Here is a 17,342-nt window from a genome sequence, read left to right on the forward strand (position 1 = left end):
CATCGCTATGGCATTAATTAAAAATCAAACAAATTATAAAAACCGCTTGGAATTGTCATAGAAATCGAAGTGACAGTCTTCATACCCGAAGAGTTACACGAATTCAGACTTCCCTCGGTTCAGAATAGGTACGGGAAACTCCAAAGGACAGGAGCGGTAGCAAAAAAATGAACAAACATGATTTTAAACGATTCTTTAGTCTACCCTCTCACCTCTCACCTCTCATGTCTAAAATCTAAATACTCCTCCTATTGTAAGCATTCCCAAAACACGCAGACTAAAGCAACTCACAACCAAAACCTTAGTATGCGCGCTTTACTCCTCCTCGGTCTTTTTATCCTGACGCTTTCATGCAATTCTAACAACTCCAAAAAAGAGCAGCCGGTAGCCCCGGTGACGGAAACTCCTGAACGCTATCCTGCACATTTCAGTAAGGTGCTGGACGCGCACGGTACACTTGCCGATTGGGATGCTTTTAAAACCTTAAGCTATACGCTCGTTCCCGAACAAGGCACTGAAGAAGTCCACACCATCGATCTGCATTCGCGTAAAGACCGTTTGGCCATCGGTACGGCGACCATAGGCTATGACGGCAAGGAAGTATGGGTCAAAGACCCAGATTCGATCTATAAAGGCAATGCTGCATTTTACCACAACCTGATGTTTTACTTCTATGCCATGCCCTTTGTGCTCGCAGATGAAGGGATCATTTATGAAAAAACCGAAGCCCTGCAGGTAGCAGACACCGCCTATCCCGGGATCAAGATGCAGTTTGAAGCCAACATTGGCGCTTCGTCTAACGATGAATATTACCTGTATTACGACCCCAACACCCACCAGATGCGCTGGCTGGGGTATACTGCTACCTTTGGCGCTGCCAAAAAATCAGACCGCGTGAATTACATCGCCTACCACGACTGGCAGGAAGTTGAAGGCATCGTGTTACCGCACGCGATCAGTTGGTACACCGTAGAGAACGGCATCCCCACCCAACCCCGAAGTACCGTACGTTTTGAACAAGTAAGCCTCAGTACTGCGTCAAAACCGAAGGGGTTTTATGCTAAATGATTTTAGATTTAAAACAAAAGAGAAGAGATAATAGAAAAAAGACTAAAGCCCCTTACCCGGAGGGTTAATATCTTTTTCTTTAGTATATCAATAAGGCTCCATTAAGAATTTTTGAAGCCATAAAAAAGTTGGCAGTAGCAGTCTTCAGTTTGCGGTGGATAGAGGAGAGACAAAAGAGAAGAGAATAAAGAGAAAGGACAGCGTCAAATACGAAAGTAGAAATTGGAAATATGAAATACGCTTCGCCCTGTCACTTCGAGTGATGCTTGAGCGCCTTAGCGCGAAAGGGTTGTATCGAGAAGTTTTCGAGACAGCAATAAGGGTAACTATAAACTCACTGACTTCAAAGACTTCTCGATACAACTGAATCCCTGCTACCGCTGGTATTCAGTCACTCGAAGTGACAGTCTTCATACCCGAAGAGTTACACGAATTCCCATGTTCCCACGCTGCCTGTCCCAATGCATATAGGGAATTGTATCGCGTGTTCGTTAGATCTCAACTCGAGGATTTTTTGAAGCAACCTCTTGAAGCAGGCGGTCATTTTGACCATCGGGAGAAATCGCATACTGTATCCCTCATCCCCAGCCCTTCTCCTCCCGAAGCTTCGGGAGAGAAGGGAGTTAGCTTGTTGTGTGATCTCTCCTAACGTCGAGATGACTAGGCGCATTCATACCCGAAGAGTTTAACGAAATCATAATTCCCTCGGTTCAGAATAGCTGCAAGGGCAGAGCGCTAAGGAAAGGTCTAGTAGACCTTTTTAGCGAATGAGCCAGGTGGCGCGTTGGCTTTGATATGGATTACTTTACTTCAAGTAAGAACTACTCTTAGAAAAACGTAAGTAGCGACGCGGAGCTGACAAAGCGGTTTTTGCCTGATAAGGCAAAAAATTCCTTAGCGAGGGGGTCTTTTCTTTTGTGTAGCCTGTCCTGAGCGATAGTCGAAGGATTTCTTTGGACAAGCAAAGAAAATGAACAAACACGATTTTAAAAACACTTTATCATTTCATCTCAAATTTTAGTACCCTATTAAGAAAGTTTAGCTGCACCTTTGCGTCTATAAAACCAACGAAGTAGAACTTACGTTTATATTTAAAAGTGCGATGAAAAACAGAATCATTCTTTCCGCGTTATTGGCTGCAACTATTGCTTTGAGCTTGTTGTTCACAGGTTGTGCCGATACGCCTAAAAATACAGACAGCGCGCAGACCACCGAGGCTGTTGCGCTCAACACCACAGGTACTGCCGAAGAGGCTGCGATGCCTGCCGAAACACCGGTGCCTCAGGACCGGGCAACCGCCTATTTTGCCAGCGGATGTTTCTGGTGTGTAGAAGCGGTGTATGAAAGTGTAAAAGGTGTAGACGAAGCCGTTTCGGGCTATGCCGGTGGACATACCAAGAACCCAACCTACGAGGAGAGCAATACCGGCCGTACGGGACACGCCGAATCGGTTAAGGTGATCTATGATCCTAGTGTGATCAGCTTTAGCCAACTCGTTGATGTGTATTTCGGTTCGCAAAACCCAACACAGGTAAACGGTCAGGGACCGGACCAAGGTTCGCAATACCGTTCGATCATTTTTTATCAGAATGATGCCGAAAAACAGATCATCGAACAAAAGAAAGCTGCTTTGGAAAAAGCATTGGGCGAACCGGTAGCCGCAGAGATCAAGCCTTTTGAGAAGTTCTGGATCGCAGAAGCCTATCATCAAAACTACGAGGTACAGCATCCGGAAAACCCATATATCCAAAACGTATCGATACCGCGTATCAACCGTTTTAAAGAAAAGTTTCCTGAACTTTTAAAAGCGAACAGCCACTAGGCTGAACTATGAAGAAGAAAAAAGAAGCCCTAAGCCCTTTCAACACGGAGAGGGCTTTTTTATTTGGCGCCGCCAAAGGGTTTAATACTCCGAGACTTACGTCGAATTTAAAAATTCGTTTCCAACCAACGCCTCATAGGTCTGCCCTGAGGTAGTGTAATGGCACCGCCAGACAACCGCGCGTCTGGCACTTCCGTTAAAACGCATACAAAGCTTCAAGGCATCAGTATATCCTTCTTCTTTATGTAGTAGCTTTGCAGCACCCTAACGTCAATACTCCTTTTTTACATGCATTTACGCGACGCTTCCCCTCAACGTAAAAAGATCGCTACGATACTTACCTTTTTGTCGATTCCGCTTTCGGGCTTTATGACCGACATCTACCTGCCGTCGTTTCCATCAATGGCACGCAACCTCAGCGTTTCAGAACAAAGTATTCAGTTGACACTCACCTGTTTTTTTCTGAGTTACGGGTTCTCCCAATTGTTTGTAGGCCCGGTAGCCGACAGTGTAGGCCGGCGCAAACCTATGCTGATCTCGCTGGCCGTATTGCTGCTAAGCAGCCTCGCCGTGACCTTTACCGGCGAAGTGCTGGTGATCAGTGTGCTGCGTATCGTACAAGGGATCGCCACCGCCTTTATTGTAGTCGCCAAACGTGCCTATTTTGTTGACCTCTTTGACGATGAAAAACGAAAACACTACCTCAGCTACTTTACTATTGTATGGAGCTGCGGACCCATCATCGCGCCTTTTTTAGGGGGCTTCCTCGAAGAGCATCTGGGCTGGCAGTCTAACTTTTACTTCCTCGCGATCTATGCGGCCATCCTGTTTGTAGGCGAACTCGTGTTCAGCGGGGAGACCATACGCAACTACAAGAAATTCAACCTCAAGAAAACCGGCTTGCTGTATCTGGCCATGCTGAAGAACCCCGGTTTTATCTTAGGCATCGCCGTTTTGGGCTGTGCCTATTCGGTGGTGATGGTGTTCAACATCGCAGGGCCGTTTGTGGTAGAACAGCATTTTAATTACAACGCTGTGATCATTGGCTATTGCACCCTCGTTTTAGGCTTTGCCTGGATGATCGGTGGAATCTTAAGCAAGCGTTTTACGCCGGTGAACTTTACTAAAAAGATCCGTCTGGTATCACTAACGCAACTTGTATTGATAGGCCTCTTTATCGGCTTAGGCAGTATGATCGACAATCTGGTGCTGCTCGTAGGTTTTGCCTTTATCGTGCACATCTGCTCCGGGTTTTTGTTTACCAATTACTTTACGCAGAATATGGTGTTCTTTCCCGGAAACGCAGGCATCGCCGGCGGACTTATGGGCGGGCTCCTGTACATCATTACCTCGATGGGCAGCTTTGTGATCTCCCACTCCGGAAGCATTGCCGATACCAAGGATATGGCCCTCCGCTACCTGCTCATCGCCGCCCCACTGGCCGTAGTGATCTTCTTTTCGCTTCGCTACTTTAAAAAACGCGACCTGCGGAAACGCCAAAGCGTGTTGAAGGTTCAAGGCTAATACGGTTTTTCGGTTTGTTGTTTTCGGTTTACAGTTTGTTGTTTTCTGTTGGAAGTGTCACATCGAGCGTGTCACACTGAGCTTGTCGAAGTGCATTCCTAAATTCAAGATTCAAAGGCTAAAATTCAAAGTTGAAAGCAAACAAAACAAAAAGCTCCCCTCCTTACGGAGGAGGGGTGGTGCCACACGCTATCCTGAAATAGTATCAGTATCGCGATCCTTTGTACTATCTGCTTTCAAACACCTTGAATTGTAAAAATCCAATACCTCACCTAGTTGGGTATTTGAAAACTCTTTGTTTTCTACCTTTTCCAACAATTCAGGGCAGTTTTCAAAGTACATGGTCATCGCTTTTTTAAAACTCTTTGCAAAAGGAATTCCTTTGGTGTACAGATGTTCTACCTGATCGCTTTCTCCATATCCTACATAGTAGCTGTATCGGGGAAGGTTAATTTCATTATAGAGATTACGACTCGATGCCACAGGTACTTCCTTACCATCTTCTAGGATAATGGTTTGCGGCTTGGCCAAGTCACCTGTTGGTTGTGGCACGCTTACAAAAGAATTGGATAGCGCTCTGCCTTCGTACAATTTTACATACAGACTTAAACTATCGAGAGAAACCACCTCTAAAGCTCTAGGGTATTTTCCACCATCTATGTATTTATATCTGAATTTACGGTAATAATTATGCTCCAGAATATCAATCCCGATCAGGTCTTTGCCATTGTATTTTTTCCATCGCAACGTATCATTTTCAAACATAATCGAAACCGTGGTAGAAACACCACTAATCTCGCCATATCCATTTACACGTGTGCTGTCTTTTAGAATAAGTACTGCTTTTCCTTTTTGAGCAATAGCTTGGTGACTTAATGTAACCAGAAGTAGTAATAGTAGTTGTTTTAGCATACTGTAAAACTAAACAAAATAAGAAATCATCAATAATAAATAGAATTAGCTGTCACATCGAGCGTGTCACACTGAGCTTGTCGAAGTGCATTCCTAAATTCAAGATTCAAAGTTTAAAATTCAATATTAAAGACTACAGCCTAATGTAAACCTCACGCTGAACACTTTTCAGCATCTCATTAACCTGCTTGCAAAAAGCTACTTGTGCGACCCTGAGACAAGCTCAGGGTGACAAACGCCCTACTCCTGTTTATGTAAGGTTAGTTTAGAACTGGAAAAGACCAGCTGATCGTCTTTGACATAAACATTCCCTAAGTGTATCCTGGTCATTTCAGGATCGGTGTACTCTATTTTCAGATCATAGGAGAATTCCATCACTTTTAAATCCTGAGTTCCTGAAGCCTCCCAACTTCCGGTATACTCATGCGCCCCAGACATATCCACCAGATGTATGGTTGCTTGATTATTGGCTTGAAGATCTACTCCGGTAATCCCCGTCCATTCATCTTGATGTAGCGGAATCTCCGTTTCCCAGGCACCCATCAGTTCGTCCTGCGTATAGGGATAGCGGTCGTCTTCCTTGACTTCTAAGCAACTGGTCAAAAGAACTAAGACCCCTAGCAACAGGTTTACGCTTTTAAAGCTAAAACGATACATAGATTTGTATTAGATTGATGCACTTTAAAACTACTAAAAGCCTAGGAATCAAAGGTAGCAATAGGCTATTTTATTTATAGGAAACACGGCAGCACACGTTCTAAACGCAACCTGTAGCTATAGCGAACGTATGCAAAAAACTTACTTCTGTTTTTGCATAGAAAAACCAGCCGCCAAAAAGACCAAATGCATGTTTTCCTCACGTAACAATCCAAGGTAGCGCATGGTATGTGAAGGCGTGGGGTTGTACTGTATCATTAAATCATAATCCGGGAGTTTGCTCCCTGAAACTTCCTCATCTTCCGGTAGTCCCCAACTCCCGGTATACTCATGAACGCCTGTACTGTCAGTAAACCGCAGTTGCGCCACGTGATTGGCTAACAAGTCTGCGCTGCTAATGGCTGCCGCGCCCTTATCTCGCCCTTCTGGTAGGAGATCCCAAGTACCAACGATTTCATTTACTGTATAGGTAATGGGGTCTGCTGCTTCTTTTTGCTCTTTACACGATTGGAACAAAACAAAGATACCTGCCACAAGACTTAGGTATTTGATGCTGAATGTATTCATAAGGTTGTTTTTGATTGATGAAGTTTAAAACTAGTAAAAGTCTAGGGATCAAAGGAGGGAATAGGCTGTTTTATGTGGTGTATCGAAATAATTTTGGATTATATTTCAATCGCCAAATAAAAAAATTATCATAATAAACTTTTATAGTCTTATCTAATTAATGATTCTATAATTTCATCTGAGTCAAAATCTGGCGAACCTTGTCGAGCATAGTAACTTGAGTATCTCTCAATCAAGTCTTTTAAAAATGGCATTGAAATCGTAGCAAAGTTATCCGCAGCTTTTGTGTTAATTTTTTGCTCTAATTCTTCTACTGGTATTGAGTATTTATCTTGAAAATCAATTATTCCAGCATTGATAGAACTATGTCTTGGGATATAATGATAGTATGGCTTAGCACTATTAGTGATTAATTTTGAAAGCTCAGATTTTTTTGTTCCACTAAGATCTTCAAATTTTTCAATGTCCTTTAACTTTTTAAACTCTGAAATCTCCTCTAGTTCTTTTATCCTAAGTAAAAACACTTTTTCTACTTTTCTTTTTCCTCTATGGTAAACAAAATCACATGCTGGAGTTAGTACAGCGTATCGAACATCGTCTAGTAAGATTAAGTCACCTGTTGAAAGGTTTTCTCTTACAGGCCTTGTTATATAAAACTCGCTTGGATGTATTTTGCTTTCATCTAAATACTCCAACATATGTAAAATGGTGTAACGTAGAAGTGAGTCTTCTTTCTCTGTTGAAGTTCGTTTGTTATCTAGAGCCCAATTGTCTAAAGAAGTTGAAATGTGATTCCAGAAAATGTTTTGGATTAATTCTTCAATTTTTCCCTTCCGATTTAAAAGGTTAAGAATACCTGTAGCTTTGATTGTCTTGAATTTATCAAGAGTATCCATAACATCTACCTCATCTCTCTGAAAAACTCTAAAAACTGAACTTGGTACATTCAATTCATCTGAGATGTGATAAGGGGTTCCTGTGATTACAAAGGTCGGAAAGCGTAAATTCTCTTTGATTTCTTTGACAACCTCGTTTCCAGAAGTATCTGTTCCTCCCGAACCTATTAAGTCTAAATCTACAATCGCACCATCAAATATATTCTCAGAATTTTTTAGTGCTACAATAGCCTCATCCTTACTTTGTATCCAAAGCTGGTTGATTTGATATTCCTCATTTTCTCTATTGAATAAGTCAATATTGGTTTTGTATACATCGTCGTAGATTGCCTTATCATCTTCAACAATTAATATTTTTAACTCTTCCATATTTATTTGCTGATTTCAATTTGGAAGTTCACTCCGTTATCACTTTTTCTAGCCGAAAGTTCACCATTGAGCCTATCTGATGCTTCCCCAGCAATGGCTAAACCAAGACCAGTTCCTTCAATTTTCTTAGAATAACCAGGTTCAAAAATGGCTCCAGATTCAATTTCCAAATCTGTTAAGCCTGGACCAGTGTCCTTATAGTCGATAATAACAGAGTCTTTATTTTGAATAACTTCTATTACAATTTTCTTTTCAACTGTCTTGGATATACCTAACCAATAAACACTGTTTTCAATTAGGTTTGTTAAAGCGATATACAAATCTTCTGACCAACCAAAAATTTCTACCCTTTCATCTCCAACAATGTCAATTTTAATATTTGCTTCTTCAATACTTGATTTGAAAACATCTAAACTCTCGTTAATAACACGAATAACTGAAAAGTCAGACTTTTTCTCCCTCTTTAGTTTGGCTAGAGGTGATATTCGCTTAAATAGAGTCGAAATAAACTTGCTATTCATCTTAAATCCATTTATGCTTTTTACTAGGCGTTCATAGTCCTCTTCAGTTGGTTGTGCTCGATAGAATTTTAAGTAACGCTCCATTATCTTAGTTTCAGAATTGAAGAACTGCAATGGCTTTCTACCTTCGTGAAGAATAAAGTTGACAATTTTACCTAGAGTTGCTTGACCTTGATAAATGGCTATTGTTTTTTCAATTTCCTCTTTGAGTTCAGCTTTCTTAGCCTCTTCTTTGGTTAATATATTTTCAATCTCGTCAATTGCATTCTCGTCTATTTTAAACTCAGATAGTGTTTTACCAATTGAAGACTTAACATCCGTTAGGCTAAAAAGCGTATTTATTTTATCTTGAATTTTAGACGTTTCACCTCTGCTTTTTTTACTTTTTAATCTAAACCCATATCTTCTTTCCTCTAACTCTGAAAGTGCCTTTTGAGAAAGCTCAACCAATCCAGAATAAAACTCATTCTCTTTTAAACCATCTCTTGCACTTTTTTCTTCTAATCCTGATGCTTCCTCTGATTGGATTGTGACAAATCCAACGATTTGATTATTACTTACTCTATCGGCAAAACTTTGAACTCTGCTTTTGTCAAGCCCAAGCCAATCAACACCCTTATTACCGTAAGGTCTAATCCTAAATGAATTCTTATAAATATTTACACCATAGACCTCATTAAGTTGATTTCTTGCCTCTCTTTTGCCCATAAGAACCTTTGAAACTGGATTAATTAGTCCTTTGTTTATTAGGTTTTCAATAGCTTCAGGTTCACGGTCAAAAACTCTAAAATCTATTTTAACTTCGCCACAAAATTTACTCGATTCTGATATTTCTAAATTTTTCTCAATCTTTTCAGTTTGGACAACTTCAGGATTTACATTGTTTTCAAACAATAGATTTGCCTTTCCTTTATCAGATATTGTTCCTGACACACGATAATCATAATATTTTATGATAGGATACGTCTCAATTTTTATATTATCATCAATATCTTTAAATGGTGAATTCTTAAATGACAAATTTATCTTGAATTTGTCTTCAATTGATTCATTAAATGGTGAAATAAGCTTCCTTAATTCACTGACCAATTGGTTTAGTGTATCTCTATTCCAATAAGATAGTTTAGTATCTATTTTTTCAATGACTTTTTCATCACCATTTTCATCAATAACTATTTCTTCATATTTTTCATCTTTAGCAATAATTAAAATATCTGTTCCAGAGGCCTCTTGAGTTTCTTTCTTCTCAATGAGAAGTTCTATGTTCTCAAGAAATTCATCTGTTTTAAAAATTCTCCAGTCAATAACAGCCTCAGATTTTTCACCATTTGCATCAACTGTAGAAAGTGTCATTTCTTGACCTAAAATGGAAGCAGCAAAACGACCAATACCTTTTCTCCCTTGCAAGGTTCTTGAACCATTTTTACTCACTTTTCTCTTGAGCTTATCGTTGGTTGCTGGAACTAGCCATTTATTAATTACTGTGTCGAAATCCATTCCATGACCATCATCTTTAATAGAAATAATCAAAGCCTGTTCATTGTCAATTTCGGTGTATTTAAAAACAATGTCGACTTTCGTGGCGTCTGCATCGTATGAATTTTTGACTAGTTCAACCAATGCAGCATAAGAATCTCCTATTAAATCGCTACCGATTGTATGAATCAATCTAGCTGCTGGTCTAATCTTGTATGTTAAATCATCGCTCATTGAAGCTGTTTTTTAATTTTATTAGCAATTTTTTTTGCCATTAAAGGTGGAACAGCATTCCCAATTTGTCTAAAAGCAGCAGTTCTTCCTCCCTCAAAATAATAGTCATCAGGGAAAGATTGAATTCGAGCAGCTTCACGAACTGATATAGATCGAACTTGCTTTGTATCTGGGTAGATATAATGATGTCCATCTTTTGCAATATGTGCAACCATAGTATGTGACAATCCTTTTATATCAACTACTTTAAAACGATCTACAAATGCTTTTTCATTTTTATGGGTTTTGAGTTTAGAAGGTAGATCAGGGTATTTTAGGCGTTCAGATTCTTTTAGCCATTTGTTTATGGCGATCTTATATATTTTTAAATCCCGTTCATTATGAGGCCTTGCGATATGTTGCGTCACAAAGTCAACCCCGTTTCTTAACTCATACTTCTCTAAATACGGCGTAATCTGCCCCGTATATTTTGTAACATTATTTTGTTCTCCCGGTTTAAGCTTTTTTAAATCTGAGAGTATCTGATCTAAAGTATACTTTTCCTTAACCTTTGTAAAAGACGGATATTGAAAGCTAAAACCCTTTTGCCATCCTATTAGGATAATCCTTCTTCTTTTCTGTAAAACACCAAAATGTTCAGATTTTTGAATGGTATAATCTAACTCATAACCTATGCGCTTAAAATAAGCTTGCATATTTTTAAAATAGCTACCGCTTTCCGCAGTAATCAACCCCATAACATTTTCAAAAACAAACACTTTTGGTTGATACTTTTTTAAGAATTTGGCGTATTCCTTGTATAAAAAATTCCTTGGGTCATCCTTCATCTTATTTTTATCCCGAGAGCGTCCAACTAACGAGTAAGCTTGACAAGGAGGTCCTCCAACAATTAAGTCAACCGGCTTGCCCTTAACGAGGTTGTCTATTTTTGCAAATATCACTTTGTTATTATCACCTCCAATTGCGGTATTTATCACCGAATTTGAAATAGTCGAAGAACTATTTTTTTCTAAAAAGTCACTCCGCGAAATATCCCCTAATATGTACTTATAGTAATCCTTTAGTTTATCTTCTGATTTTAATTTATGATATATAAGCCTAGTCTCTAAAGTTTCGCAGGCTTTAGCATCTATTTCGACATGAGCAATAGGCTCAAATCCAGCATTAATGAAACCTTCTGAAAGCCCCCCAGCCCCCGAAAAAAGATCTATAAAGTTTAGTTGCCTCATTCTATATTAATATGGATTTACCCAACAGACCTGAAAATCTACGGGTAACACCCCTTAACTTTTAAAAATTATGAAAATAATACGAAAGTACTTATTTGAAATGGTTTAAAATCTTCCGTAAGTAGTCATATTTTTAGTCAATTTATAAACAAAATATAATTGTACTCTACAGAATCCCGTAAATACTTGTAGTTTATACACATAAAGGGGGAAAACACCCCCTTCTCTTCTAAATTACAGTACTTAAAAACACGATCCCAAAGAGCCATCCGGTATATAGCAGCGTATAACCCAAGGCATAGGTCAGTGCTAAAAAGAGGTTGCCACGGGTTTGCTCAGCTTTGTTAAACACCTGTTTTAAGGCGCTAAAAAACACCCAATACAGCATCATAATCAGGATGAATAGCGAAAACCAAAAGAGCACTTCTAAAAAGAGCAACAGCAAGAGAAACACGATGCCCATAACCACCCAGAGCAGGATACTCAGCACCACGCCTGCCAGGCCATCTCCCACATCAGTATCAGGCATTTTAAACCTGCCCACAGCGTCATACTCCATAAACGTACCGGTTTTATAGCTACGGTATTTAGGGAAATCATCTTTGAGCCCCACGCCTTTGTAGAGTCCGTAGCTCATAAATACAAACAAGATACTCCCAATGACCCCTAGAGCAAGGTAAAAGTTGGTCGTAAGCGCTCGGTGATACTGGATCCCGGTTAACCAAACCGTCAAGGCCGTTACCCCGATCACCAGCAGCGAAACGATAAATACGGTCTTGCCTTTAAAGTAAGGCCTGTTGGTTAGCTTGGGCATAACGCGGGTTTAAAGCTTGGGTTCTTGAATTACAAGATATTCAATTTATGTGTTTTAGGTGTTCCAACCCTTTAATTTTATTATTTTGAGTTATAGTATAGCCTCAAAAGCCCCTTTGTTCGGGTGTTCTCCCAGTGTTGTTCGGGTGTTGTTCGGTAAACACCCCCTTTTACCGAACCAGTACCGAAGGAGACCCGAAGGACAACCGAACAAAACCCTATCCAAACCTTTGTTTTTTGCTTTTAAAACACAAGGTTTTTACTTGTTGTTTTTTGAATAAAGCAGGTGTTTTTGGAGGTGGGTATTGGTAGGAGTAATGTGAGGGTTAAGGTGTGTTTTTATTGATTTTTTTAGTTTTTATGATTGTGACTTAGAGTCATGTTATGTTCATTTTCTTTGCTTGTCCAAAGAAATCCTTCGACTATCGCTCAGGACAGGCTACACAAAAGAAAAGACCCTTTTTCTTAGGTATTTTTCGCCTTAGGGCGAAAACCGCAATAGGGCTCCTAAATTTTCTCCAAGGCTTCAAAAATTCTTAACGGAGCCTTCTCGCTATACTGAAGAAAAAGAAGCGGAAACCCTTCGGGTATGAATGCGCCTAGTCATCTCGACATTAGGAGAGATCACACAACAGGCTAACTCCCTTCTCTCCCGAAGCTTCGGGAGGAAGGGCGCTAATATTCGAACTCAAAAGACAAACCTATTAGTTTTAAGCTTAACCAACACGCGATGCAATTCCCTATATGCATTGGGACAGGCAGCGCGGGAACATAAGGAAAGACAGCTCGAAAACAATGTCATCTGAACTTGTTTCAGCATCTCATCTAGTGAGACTTCTCGATACAATCCTTTCGCGCTCCGGCGCTCAAGCATCACTCGAAGTGACAGGGCGTTGTATTTCGTATTTTGTATTTCTTACTTTGTACTTTCGTATATCACACTGTCTTTACGCTTTGTTCTATTCTCTTTTGTCTCAAGTCTAAAATCTCAAGTCTATCTACCACAAACTGAAGACTGAAAACTGCTACTGCCCACTGTTTTTCCGATTTCTACTTTCGTATTTTCAAAACGTCTTTTCTCTTTTCTCTTTATTCTAACGTCTCAAATCTAAAATCTCATGTCTAAAAACCTACTCCTGTACCTCAGCATACCACTTCAACAACTTCTGCGTCATGGCAGCAGTGCGGTCGGGTTGTGCGGTGGCGAGGTTTGTTGTTTCAGCGGCGTCGGTCTCGAGGTTGTAGAGTTCGGGACGGCTGCCGTCGTAATCGCATAAGAGTTTATAGGCTCCGTCACGCATCGCCAGATCGGGTAGTTCGGTAAAGCCGTAGTAGTTTTTACGATCCGGCGGACGGCTGTAAAAAATAGGCGCTGTTCGGGAAGCCTGTGTTTTTCCTAGTAAGGTTTCGGTAAGTGCCTCGCCGTCGTAGGTGATGCTGTCGGCTACGGGAGTACCGGTAACTTCTAATATAGTCGGCACCAGATCGATCGCCGAAAACACCGAGCTTGCATTTCGGGTACCCACCGCTTCGGGAGCGATAAGACCGGGTCCCCAGACGATGAGCGACGAGCGAATGCCTCCCTCATACAAATGCGTCTTATAGCCTTTGAGTCCGCCCGCACGCCCCGCACCTTTTTCGGGTCCGTTATCCGAACAGATCAATACCAGCGTATTGTTTCTGAGTTGTTCATCGTTTTGAATGTAGTCAAAAAGCTTGCCTACCTGTTGGTCTAAAGCTTCGAGCACCGCCAGGTACAAGCCGCGTTTGCCTTGTTCTTTTGCCACTCCATATTCTTCATACGGCGGCCAGTATGGGCTGTGCACATCATCGGGCCAGATGTTGACGTAGAAAGGTTGGTCTTTGGTTTGGCTGGCTTTCATAAACTCCAAAGCTTTATCTACAAAGCCTGTGGTGATCTCCGAGCGCTGCATCCAGGTGACCGGTCCGCCCAAAATTTCGGCATCTGCCCAAATGCGACCTATGGTGCCGTTCTCATCTTTGGTAAGTGGTAGCAGCTTGGGGCCCATACCTTCAAAATTGGTAAGGGATGCATCAAAACCGTATTGGGTGATGGCCGGCGCTTCGGTCACATCGCGTTGCCCGCCCATATGCCATTTTCCAAAATGTCCCGTAGCATACCCGTGCTGTTGCAGGCTGCGTGCCAGCATTGGCGCTTCGGGATCGAGCCACTGTGCGAGTCCGCGTTCTTCATTATATTCCCGGTGGGCCAAGAACGAAGTGATGTCCCACCGCTGTGGGTAAGTGCCTGTGGAGATGGCCACCCGCGAAGGCGAACAAATAGGCGAATTGACATAAAACTGTTCAAAGCTGATGCCTTGCTCCGCCATCCGGTCGATGTTGGGCGTTTGCGCATCGGTATTGCCAAAACAGGAGAAGTCGCCCCACCCCATATCGTCAATAAACAGTACAATCACATTAGGTTTTTGAACCGGTTGCGGTTCGGCACACGAGCAAAAGAGACCCAAGCCCGTAAGTACAGGCAGCAGTAAACGTTTCATAAAAGCGTATTTAAATCGCGGTTGGTCTCTCGCGTGGTTTAAAAATAGGATTCTTTTTTGAAATACCTATTTTGCTTTTAATGATGTTCTGTTCATTTTCTTTACTCGCGTGATTTCTATTTTATGGGAACTCGTGAACTTCCTAGCGTCGATTTGCTAGTACTAATTCGACTAGCAGCTACATAGCACAACACCTGTGATTTCCTGATATGGTTGAAATGACTTCCTGCTTTTGAAAGTAATTACAAAACAAACCTGTACGTTTAAGATCAAACTATCACGCGATACAATCGCGCGATTTCTATTTAATGGAAACTCTTGAATCTCCTGCGTCGATTTTGATATTATGTTCTTCTAACCATGTTCATTCATTTTCTTTGCTTGTCCAAAGAAATCCTTCGACTATCGCTCAGGACAGGCTACACAAAAGAAAAGACCCTTTTTCTTAGGTATTTTTCGCCTTAGGGCGAAAACCGCAATAAGGCTCCTAAATTTTCTCCAAGGCTTCAAAAATTCTTAACGGAGCCTCATTGCTATACTGAAGAAAAAGAATGAGAAACTCTTCGGGTATGAATGCGCCTAGTCATCTCGACGTTAGGAGAGATCACACAACAAGCTAACTCCCTTCTTTCCCGATAACTATCAGAATCGTTTCAGCATCTCATCTGTTCCGGTCGCTGTTTTTCTTTAGCAAGCATAAGTATTAAATATAAGCGTTCCCCTCCTCTTTTGAGGAGGGGTGGCTGCAAGATGCGCCTTAGCGCTAGCTTGTAGACGGGGTGGTTTCGCCTGTGATAGAAAAAAGGTAACCACCCCTGCCCAGCTGCGCGGGCTTTCCCCTCCTTAAAAAGGAGGGGAGCTTTTATTATTTTTAAATTAGTTAATTTCCTAAGGCTCTGCCCTTGCAGCTATTCTGAACCAAGGGAAGTTTAAATTCGTGTAACCCTTCGGGTATAATGCGCCTAGTCATCTCGACGTTAGGAGAGATCACACAACAAGCTAACTCCCTTCCTTCTCCCGAAGCTTCGGGAGGAAGGGTGCTAAAATTCGAATTCAAAAGAAAAACCTATTAGTTTTAAGCTTAACCAACACGCGATGCAATTCCCTATAGACATTGGGACAGGCAGCGCGGGAATATAAGGAAAGACAGCTCGGAAACAATGTCATGCTGAACTTGTTTCAGCATCTCATCTAGTGAGACTTCTCGATACAATCCTTTCGCGCTCCGGCGCTCAAGCATCACTCGAAGTGACGCTGCAAAGCGTATTTTGTATTTCTACTTTCGTATTTTTTAAGAAGTTACTGAAAAACTGCTACTGCCGACTGTTTATTCTTCCGTTTGCTTCAGGATCCAGTCCGTTATCGTTTCCAGTACGATGGGTGCCATGGTTTGTTCGATTTCCCCATATTCTGAAGGCGCACCGGTTGCACTTTCCTGAAACAAGTGGTTGAGTCCGTCAAATTCTTTTATACTGACTTGCGTATTTCCACCGGATTTGAGTGCCGCTTCAATAGCGGGCAAGTTCTGCGCTGCCGAAACTTGCAGGTCGTTGCTTCCGTTGAGTGCCAATACGGGACAAGTTACTTGTCTAAAGCTTTGCCTCGGAACAATCTTAATTAAATCCTGAACATAAGGATGAGTATATCGATCAACCAGCATTGCTGTATAATCTTCAGTACTCATTCCATAGGGTATCTCTCTTTTTGTACGCTCTAAATAAGAAACAACAATCTCTTTTAAAGACCGCTCTAATTCTTTTGGACGTTCAGCGCTTTTAACTTCACCTACTACCTGTTCTAAAAAATCAAGTTTTGCCAGCCATTCCTTTTCTGAGATTCCTTTTGATTTTGAAATCAATTTCCTCTGCAATATAAAGTTTGTGTCACCATCGATACCGGGTGCTGCAAGTGCTATTATAAAATCTATTTCTTTAGATGATGCAGCAAGCATGGCGGCAAGAAGTCCACCTTCACTATGGCCTATCAAGCCAATCTGATTTGTATTGATCTCCTGAAGTGTTTGAAGGTAATGTAGTGCAGCTTTGGCATCTGAAGCAAAATTCTGTAATCCTGCTACATTAAAATCTCCGGTTGATGCACCTACACCACGTTTATCGTAGCGCAAAACTGCTATTCCCTTTCTGGTGAGATAATCTGCAAGCACCAAAAACATCTTATGATTGCTATTTATTGTATTATCACGGTCTGTTGGGCCACTGCCTCCTAATAAGAGTACTGCAGGAAATGGACCGCTACCCTCTGGTAAGCTCAGCAAACCTGCTAAGTTTACTTCTGCTTGAGAATTTTGAAAGCGAACTTCCTCAGTTAAATACGGAAAAGTAGACTTAGGCTCTTGTAGTTGTTTCGATTCTTTAGTTAGCACTAAAAAATAATCCGTATTCATTTGGGTAAGATTACCAACCAATTTACCCCCAGACCATACCGCTTTATATTGTAAATCGTGTCTCGCAACTACCAAGTGTAATTTTCCTGCATTGTAATCTATAGTAGTAACATCAATACCTAAGGATTGTTGTAAAGGACTATCTAAAGTAGCGCTATAGATATTGTTCTTTTGAGAGAAATGAAAAATCAAAGGAATACTGCTGTTTTCACTATTTATAATACCATACCAGTCACCGATAATGCTCTGAGCAAAAGAGATCCTACCAAATAAAGCAACAAAAATAAAAAGCAATAGTTTTTTCATAATACCAACACCCATTGTTAAA

At 41.0% G+C, this 17,342-nt stretch carries 13 protein-coding genes; 4 read left to right on the top strand and 9 right to left on the bottom strand.

The genetic code is table 11. The annotated features are described in order from the left end of the window. Positions 1-306 precede the first annotated feature (306 nt). The 4 genes from WA338_RS18330 to WA338_RS18345 all read left to right on the top strand — a co-directional run bounded on the left by WA338_RS18330 (position 307) and on the right by WA338_RS18345 (position 4,414). Positions 307-1,068 carry a DUF6503 family protein gene (locus WA338_RS18330; RefSeq protein ID WP_009778684.1) on the top strand — a complete coding sequence of 254 codons (762 nt, stop codon included), beginning with the start codon at positions 307-309 and terminating at the stop codon, positions 1,066-1,068. Positions 1,069-1,582: 514 nt separating this feature from the next. Then, entirely contained in the window at positions 1,583-1,717 is a 135-nt protein-coding gene (locus tag WA338_RS18335) for a hypothetical protein (RefSeq protein ID WP_262494744.1), read from the top strand. Positions 1,718-2,170: 453 nt separating this feature from the next. Further along, positions 2,171-2,890, top strand: coding sequence for a peptide-methionine (S)-S-oxide reductase MsrA (msrA, locus tag WA338_RS18340; protein WP_009778683.1), 720 nt, complete (start codon positions 2,171-2,173; stop codon positions 2,888-2,890). Positions 2,891-3,178: 288 nt separating this feature from the next. Continuing rightward, a complete protein-coding gene (locus WA338_RS18345) occupies positions 3,179-4,414 on the top strand; it encodes an MFS transporter (protein ID WP_009778682.1) in 1,236 nt (411 codons plus the stop codon). Positions 4,415-4,603: 189 nt separating this feature from the next. On the opposite strand, the gene WA338_RS18350 is transcribed toward WA338_RS18345, so the two are convergent. From WA338_RS18350 to WA338_RS18390, 9 genes are all read right to left on the bottom strand, one after another. Beyond that, positions 4,604-5,326 (bottom strand): hypothetical protein, encoded by a 723-nt coding sequence (locus tag WA338_RS18350; RefSeq protein WP_009778681.1) that lies wholly within the window; start codon positions 5,324-5,326, stop codon positions 4,604-4,606. A 240-nt stretch (positions 5,327-5,566) separates the two neighbouring features. Continuing rightward, entirely contained in the window at positions 5,567-5,983 is a 417-nt protein-coding gene (locus WA338_RS18355; RefSeq protein ID WP_009778680.1) for a hypothetical protein, read from the bottom strand. A gap of 141 nt (positions 5,984-6,124) precedes the next feature. Then, complete coding sequence (locus tag WA338_RS18360) at positions 6,125-6,550, bottom strand: hypothetical protein (protein ID WP_009778679.1); 426 nt, start codon at positions 6,548-6,550, stop codon at positions 6,125-6,127. 149 nt (positions 6,551-6,699) lie between these two features. After that, on the bottom strand, positions 6,700-7,815 hold the full coding sequence (locus WA338_RS18365) for a hypothetical protein (RefSeq protein WP_009778678.1): 1,116 nt from the start codon (positions 7,813-7,815) through the stop codon (positions 6,700-6,702). Positions 7,816-7,817: 2 nt separating this feature from the next. After that, positions 7,818-10,046, bottom strand: a complete 2,229-nt coding sequence (locus WA338_RS18370; protein ID WP_009778677.1) for a sensor histidine kinase — start codon at positions 10,044-10,046, stop codon at positions 7,818-7,820. Continuing rightward, positions 10,043-11,275 (bottom strand): DNA cytosine methyltransferase, encoded by a 1,233-nt coding sequence (locus tag WA338_RS18375; protein WP_009778676.1) that lies wholly within the window; start codon positions 11,273-11,275, stop codon positions 10,043-10,045. The genes WA338_RS18370 and WA338_RS18375 overlap by 4 nt, the downstream gene beginning before the upstream one ends. A 229-nt stretch (positions 11,276-11,504) precedes the next feature. After that, a complete protein-coding gene (locus WA338_RS18380; protein ID WP_009778675.1) occupies positions 11,505-12,089 on the bottom strand; it encodes a hypothetical protein in 585 nt (194 codons plus the stop codon). Positions 12,090-13,218: 1,129 nt separating this feature from the next. After that, on the bottom strand, positions 13,219-14,610 hold the full coding sequence (locus WA338_RS18385; RefSeq protein WP_009778674.1) for a sulfatase family protein: 1,392 nt from the start codon (positions 14,608-14,610) through the stop codon (positions 13,219-13,221). A gap of 1,327 nt (positions 14,611-15,937) precedes the next feature. Beyond that, complete coding sequence (locus WA338_RS18390) at positions 15,938-17,320, bottom strand: alpha/beta hydrolase family protein (protein ID WP_040533116.1); 1,383 nt, start codon at positions 17,318-17,320, stop codon at positions 15,938-15,940. Between the last annotated feature and the right edge of the window lie 22 nt (positions 17,321-17,342).

Origin of the sequence: Leeuwenhoekiella sp. CH_XMU1409-2, from assembly GCF_037029365.1 — a bacterium.
Classification (GTDB): domain Bacteria; phylum Bacteroidota; class Bacteroidia; order Flavobacteriales; family Flavobacteriaceae; genus Leeuwenhoekiella; species Leeuwenhoekiella blandensis.

Excerpts from the sequence above, each read along its gene's own strand:
- WA338_RS18330 (WP_009778684.1), top strand. The coding sequence starts at position 307 with ATGCGCGCTTTACTCCTCCTCGGTCTTTTTATCCTGACGCTTTCATGC.
- msrA (WP_009778683.1), top strand. The coding sequence starts at position 2,171 with ATGAAAAACAGAATCATTCTTTCCGCGTTATTGGCTGCAACTATTGCT.
- WA338_RS18345 (WP_009778682.1), top strand. The coding sequence starts at position 3,179 with ATGCATTTACGCGACGCTTCCCCTCAACGTAAAAAGATCGCTACGATA.
- WA338_RS18350 (WP_009778681.1), bottom strand. The coding sequence starts at position 5,326 with ATGCTAAAACAACTACTATTACTACTTCTGGTTACATTAAGTCACCAA.
- WA338_RS18355 (WP_009778680.1), bottom strand. The coding sequence starts at position 5,983 with ATGTATCGTTTTAGCTTTAAAAGCGTAAACCTGTTGCTAGGGGTCTTA.
- WA338_RS18360 (WP_009778679.1), bottom strand. The coding sequence starts at position 6,550 with ATGAATACATTCAGCATCAAATACCTAAGTCTTGTGGCAGGTATCTTT.
- WA338_RS18365 (WP_009778678.1), bottom strand. The coding sequence starts at position 7,815 with ATGGAAGAGTTAAAAATATTAATTGTTGAAGATGATAAGGCAATCTAC.
- WA338_RS18370 (WP_009778677.1), bottom strand. The coding sequence starts at position 10,046 with ATGAGCGATGATTTAACATACAAGATTAGACCAGCAGCTAGATTGATT.
- WA338_RS18375 (WP_009778676.1), bottom strand. The coding sequence starts at position 11,275 with ATGAGGCAACTAAACTTTATAGATCTTTTTTCGGGGGCTGGGGGGCTT.
- WA338_RS18380 (WP_009778675.1), bottom strand. The coding sequence starts at position 12,089 with ATGCCCAAGCTAACCAACAGGCCTTACTTTAAAGGCAAGACCGTATTT.
- WA338_RS18385 (WP_009778674.1), bottom strand. The coding sequence starts at position 14,610 with ATGAAACGTTTACTGCTGCCTGTACTTACGGGCTTGGGTCTCTTTTGC.
- WA338_RS18390 (WP_040533116.1), bottom strand. The coding sequence starts at position 17,320 with ATGAAAAAACTATTGCTTTTTATTTTTGTTGCTTTATTTGGTAGGATC.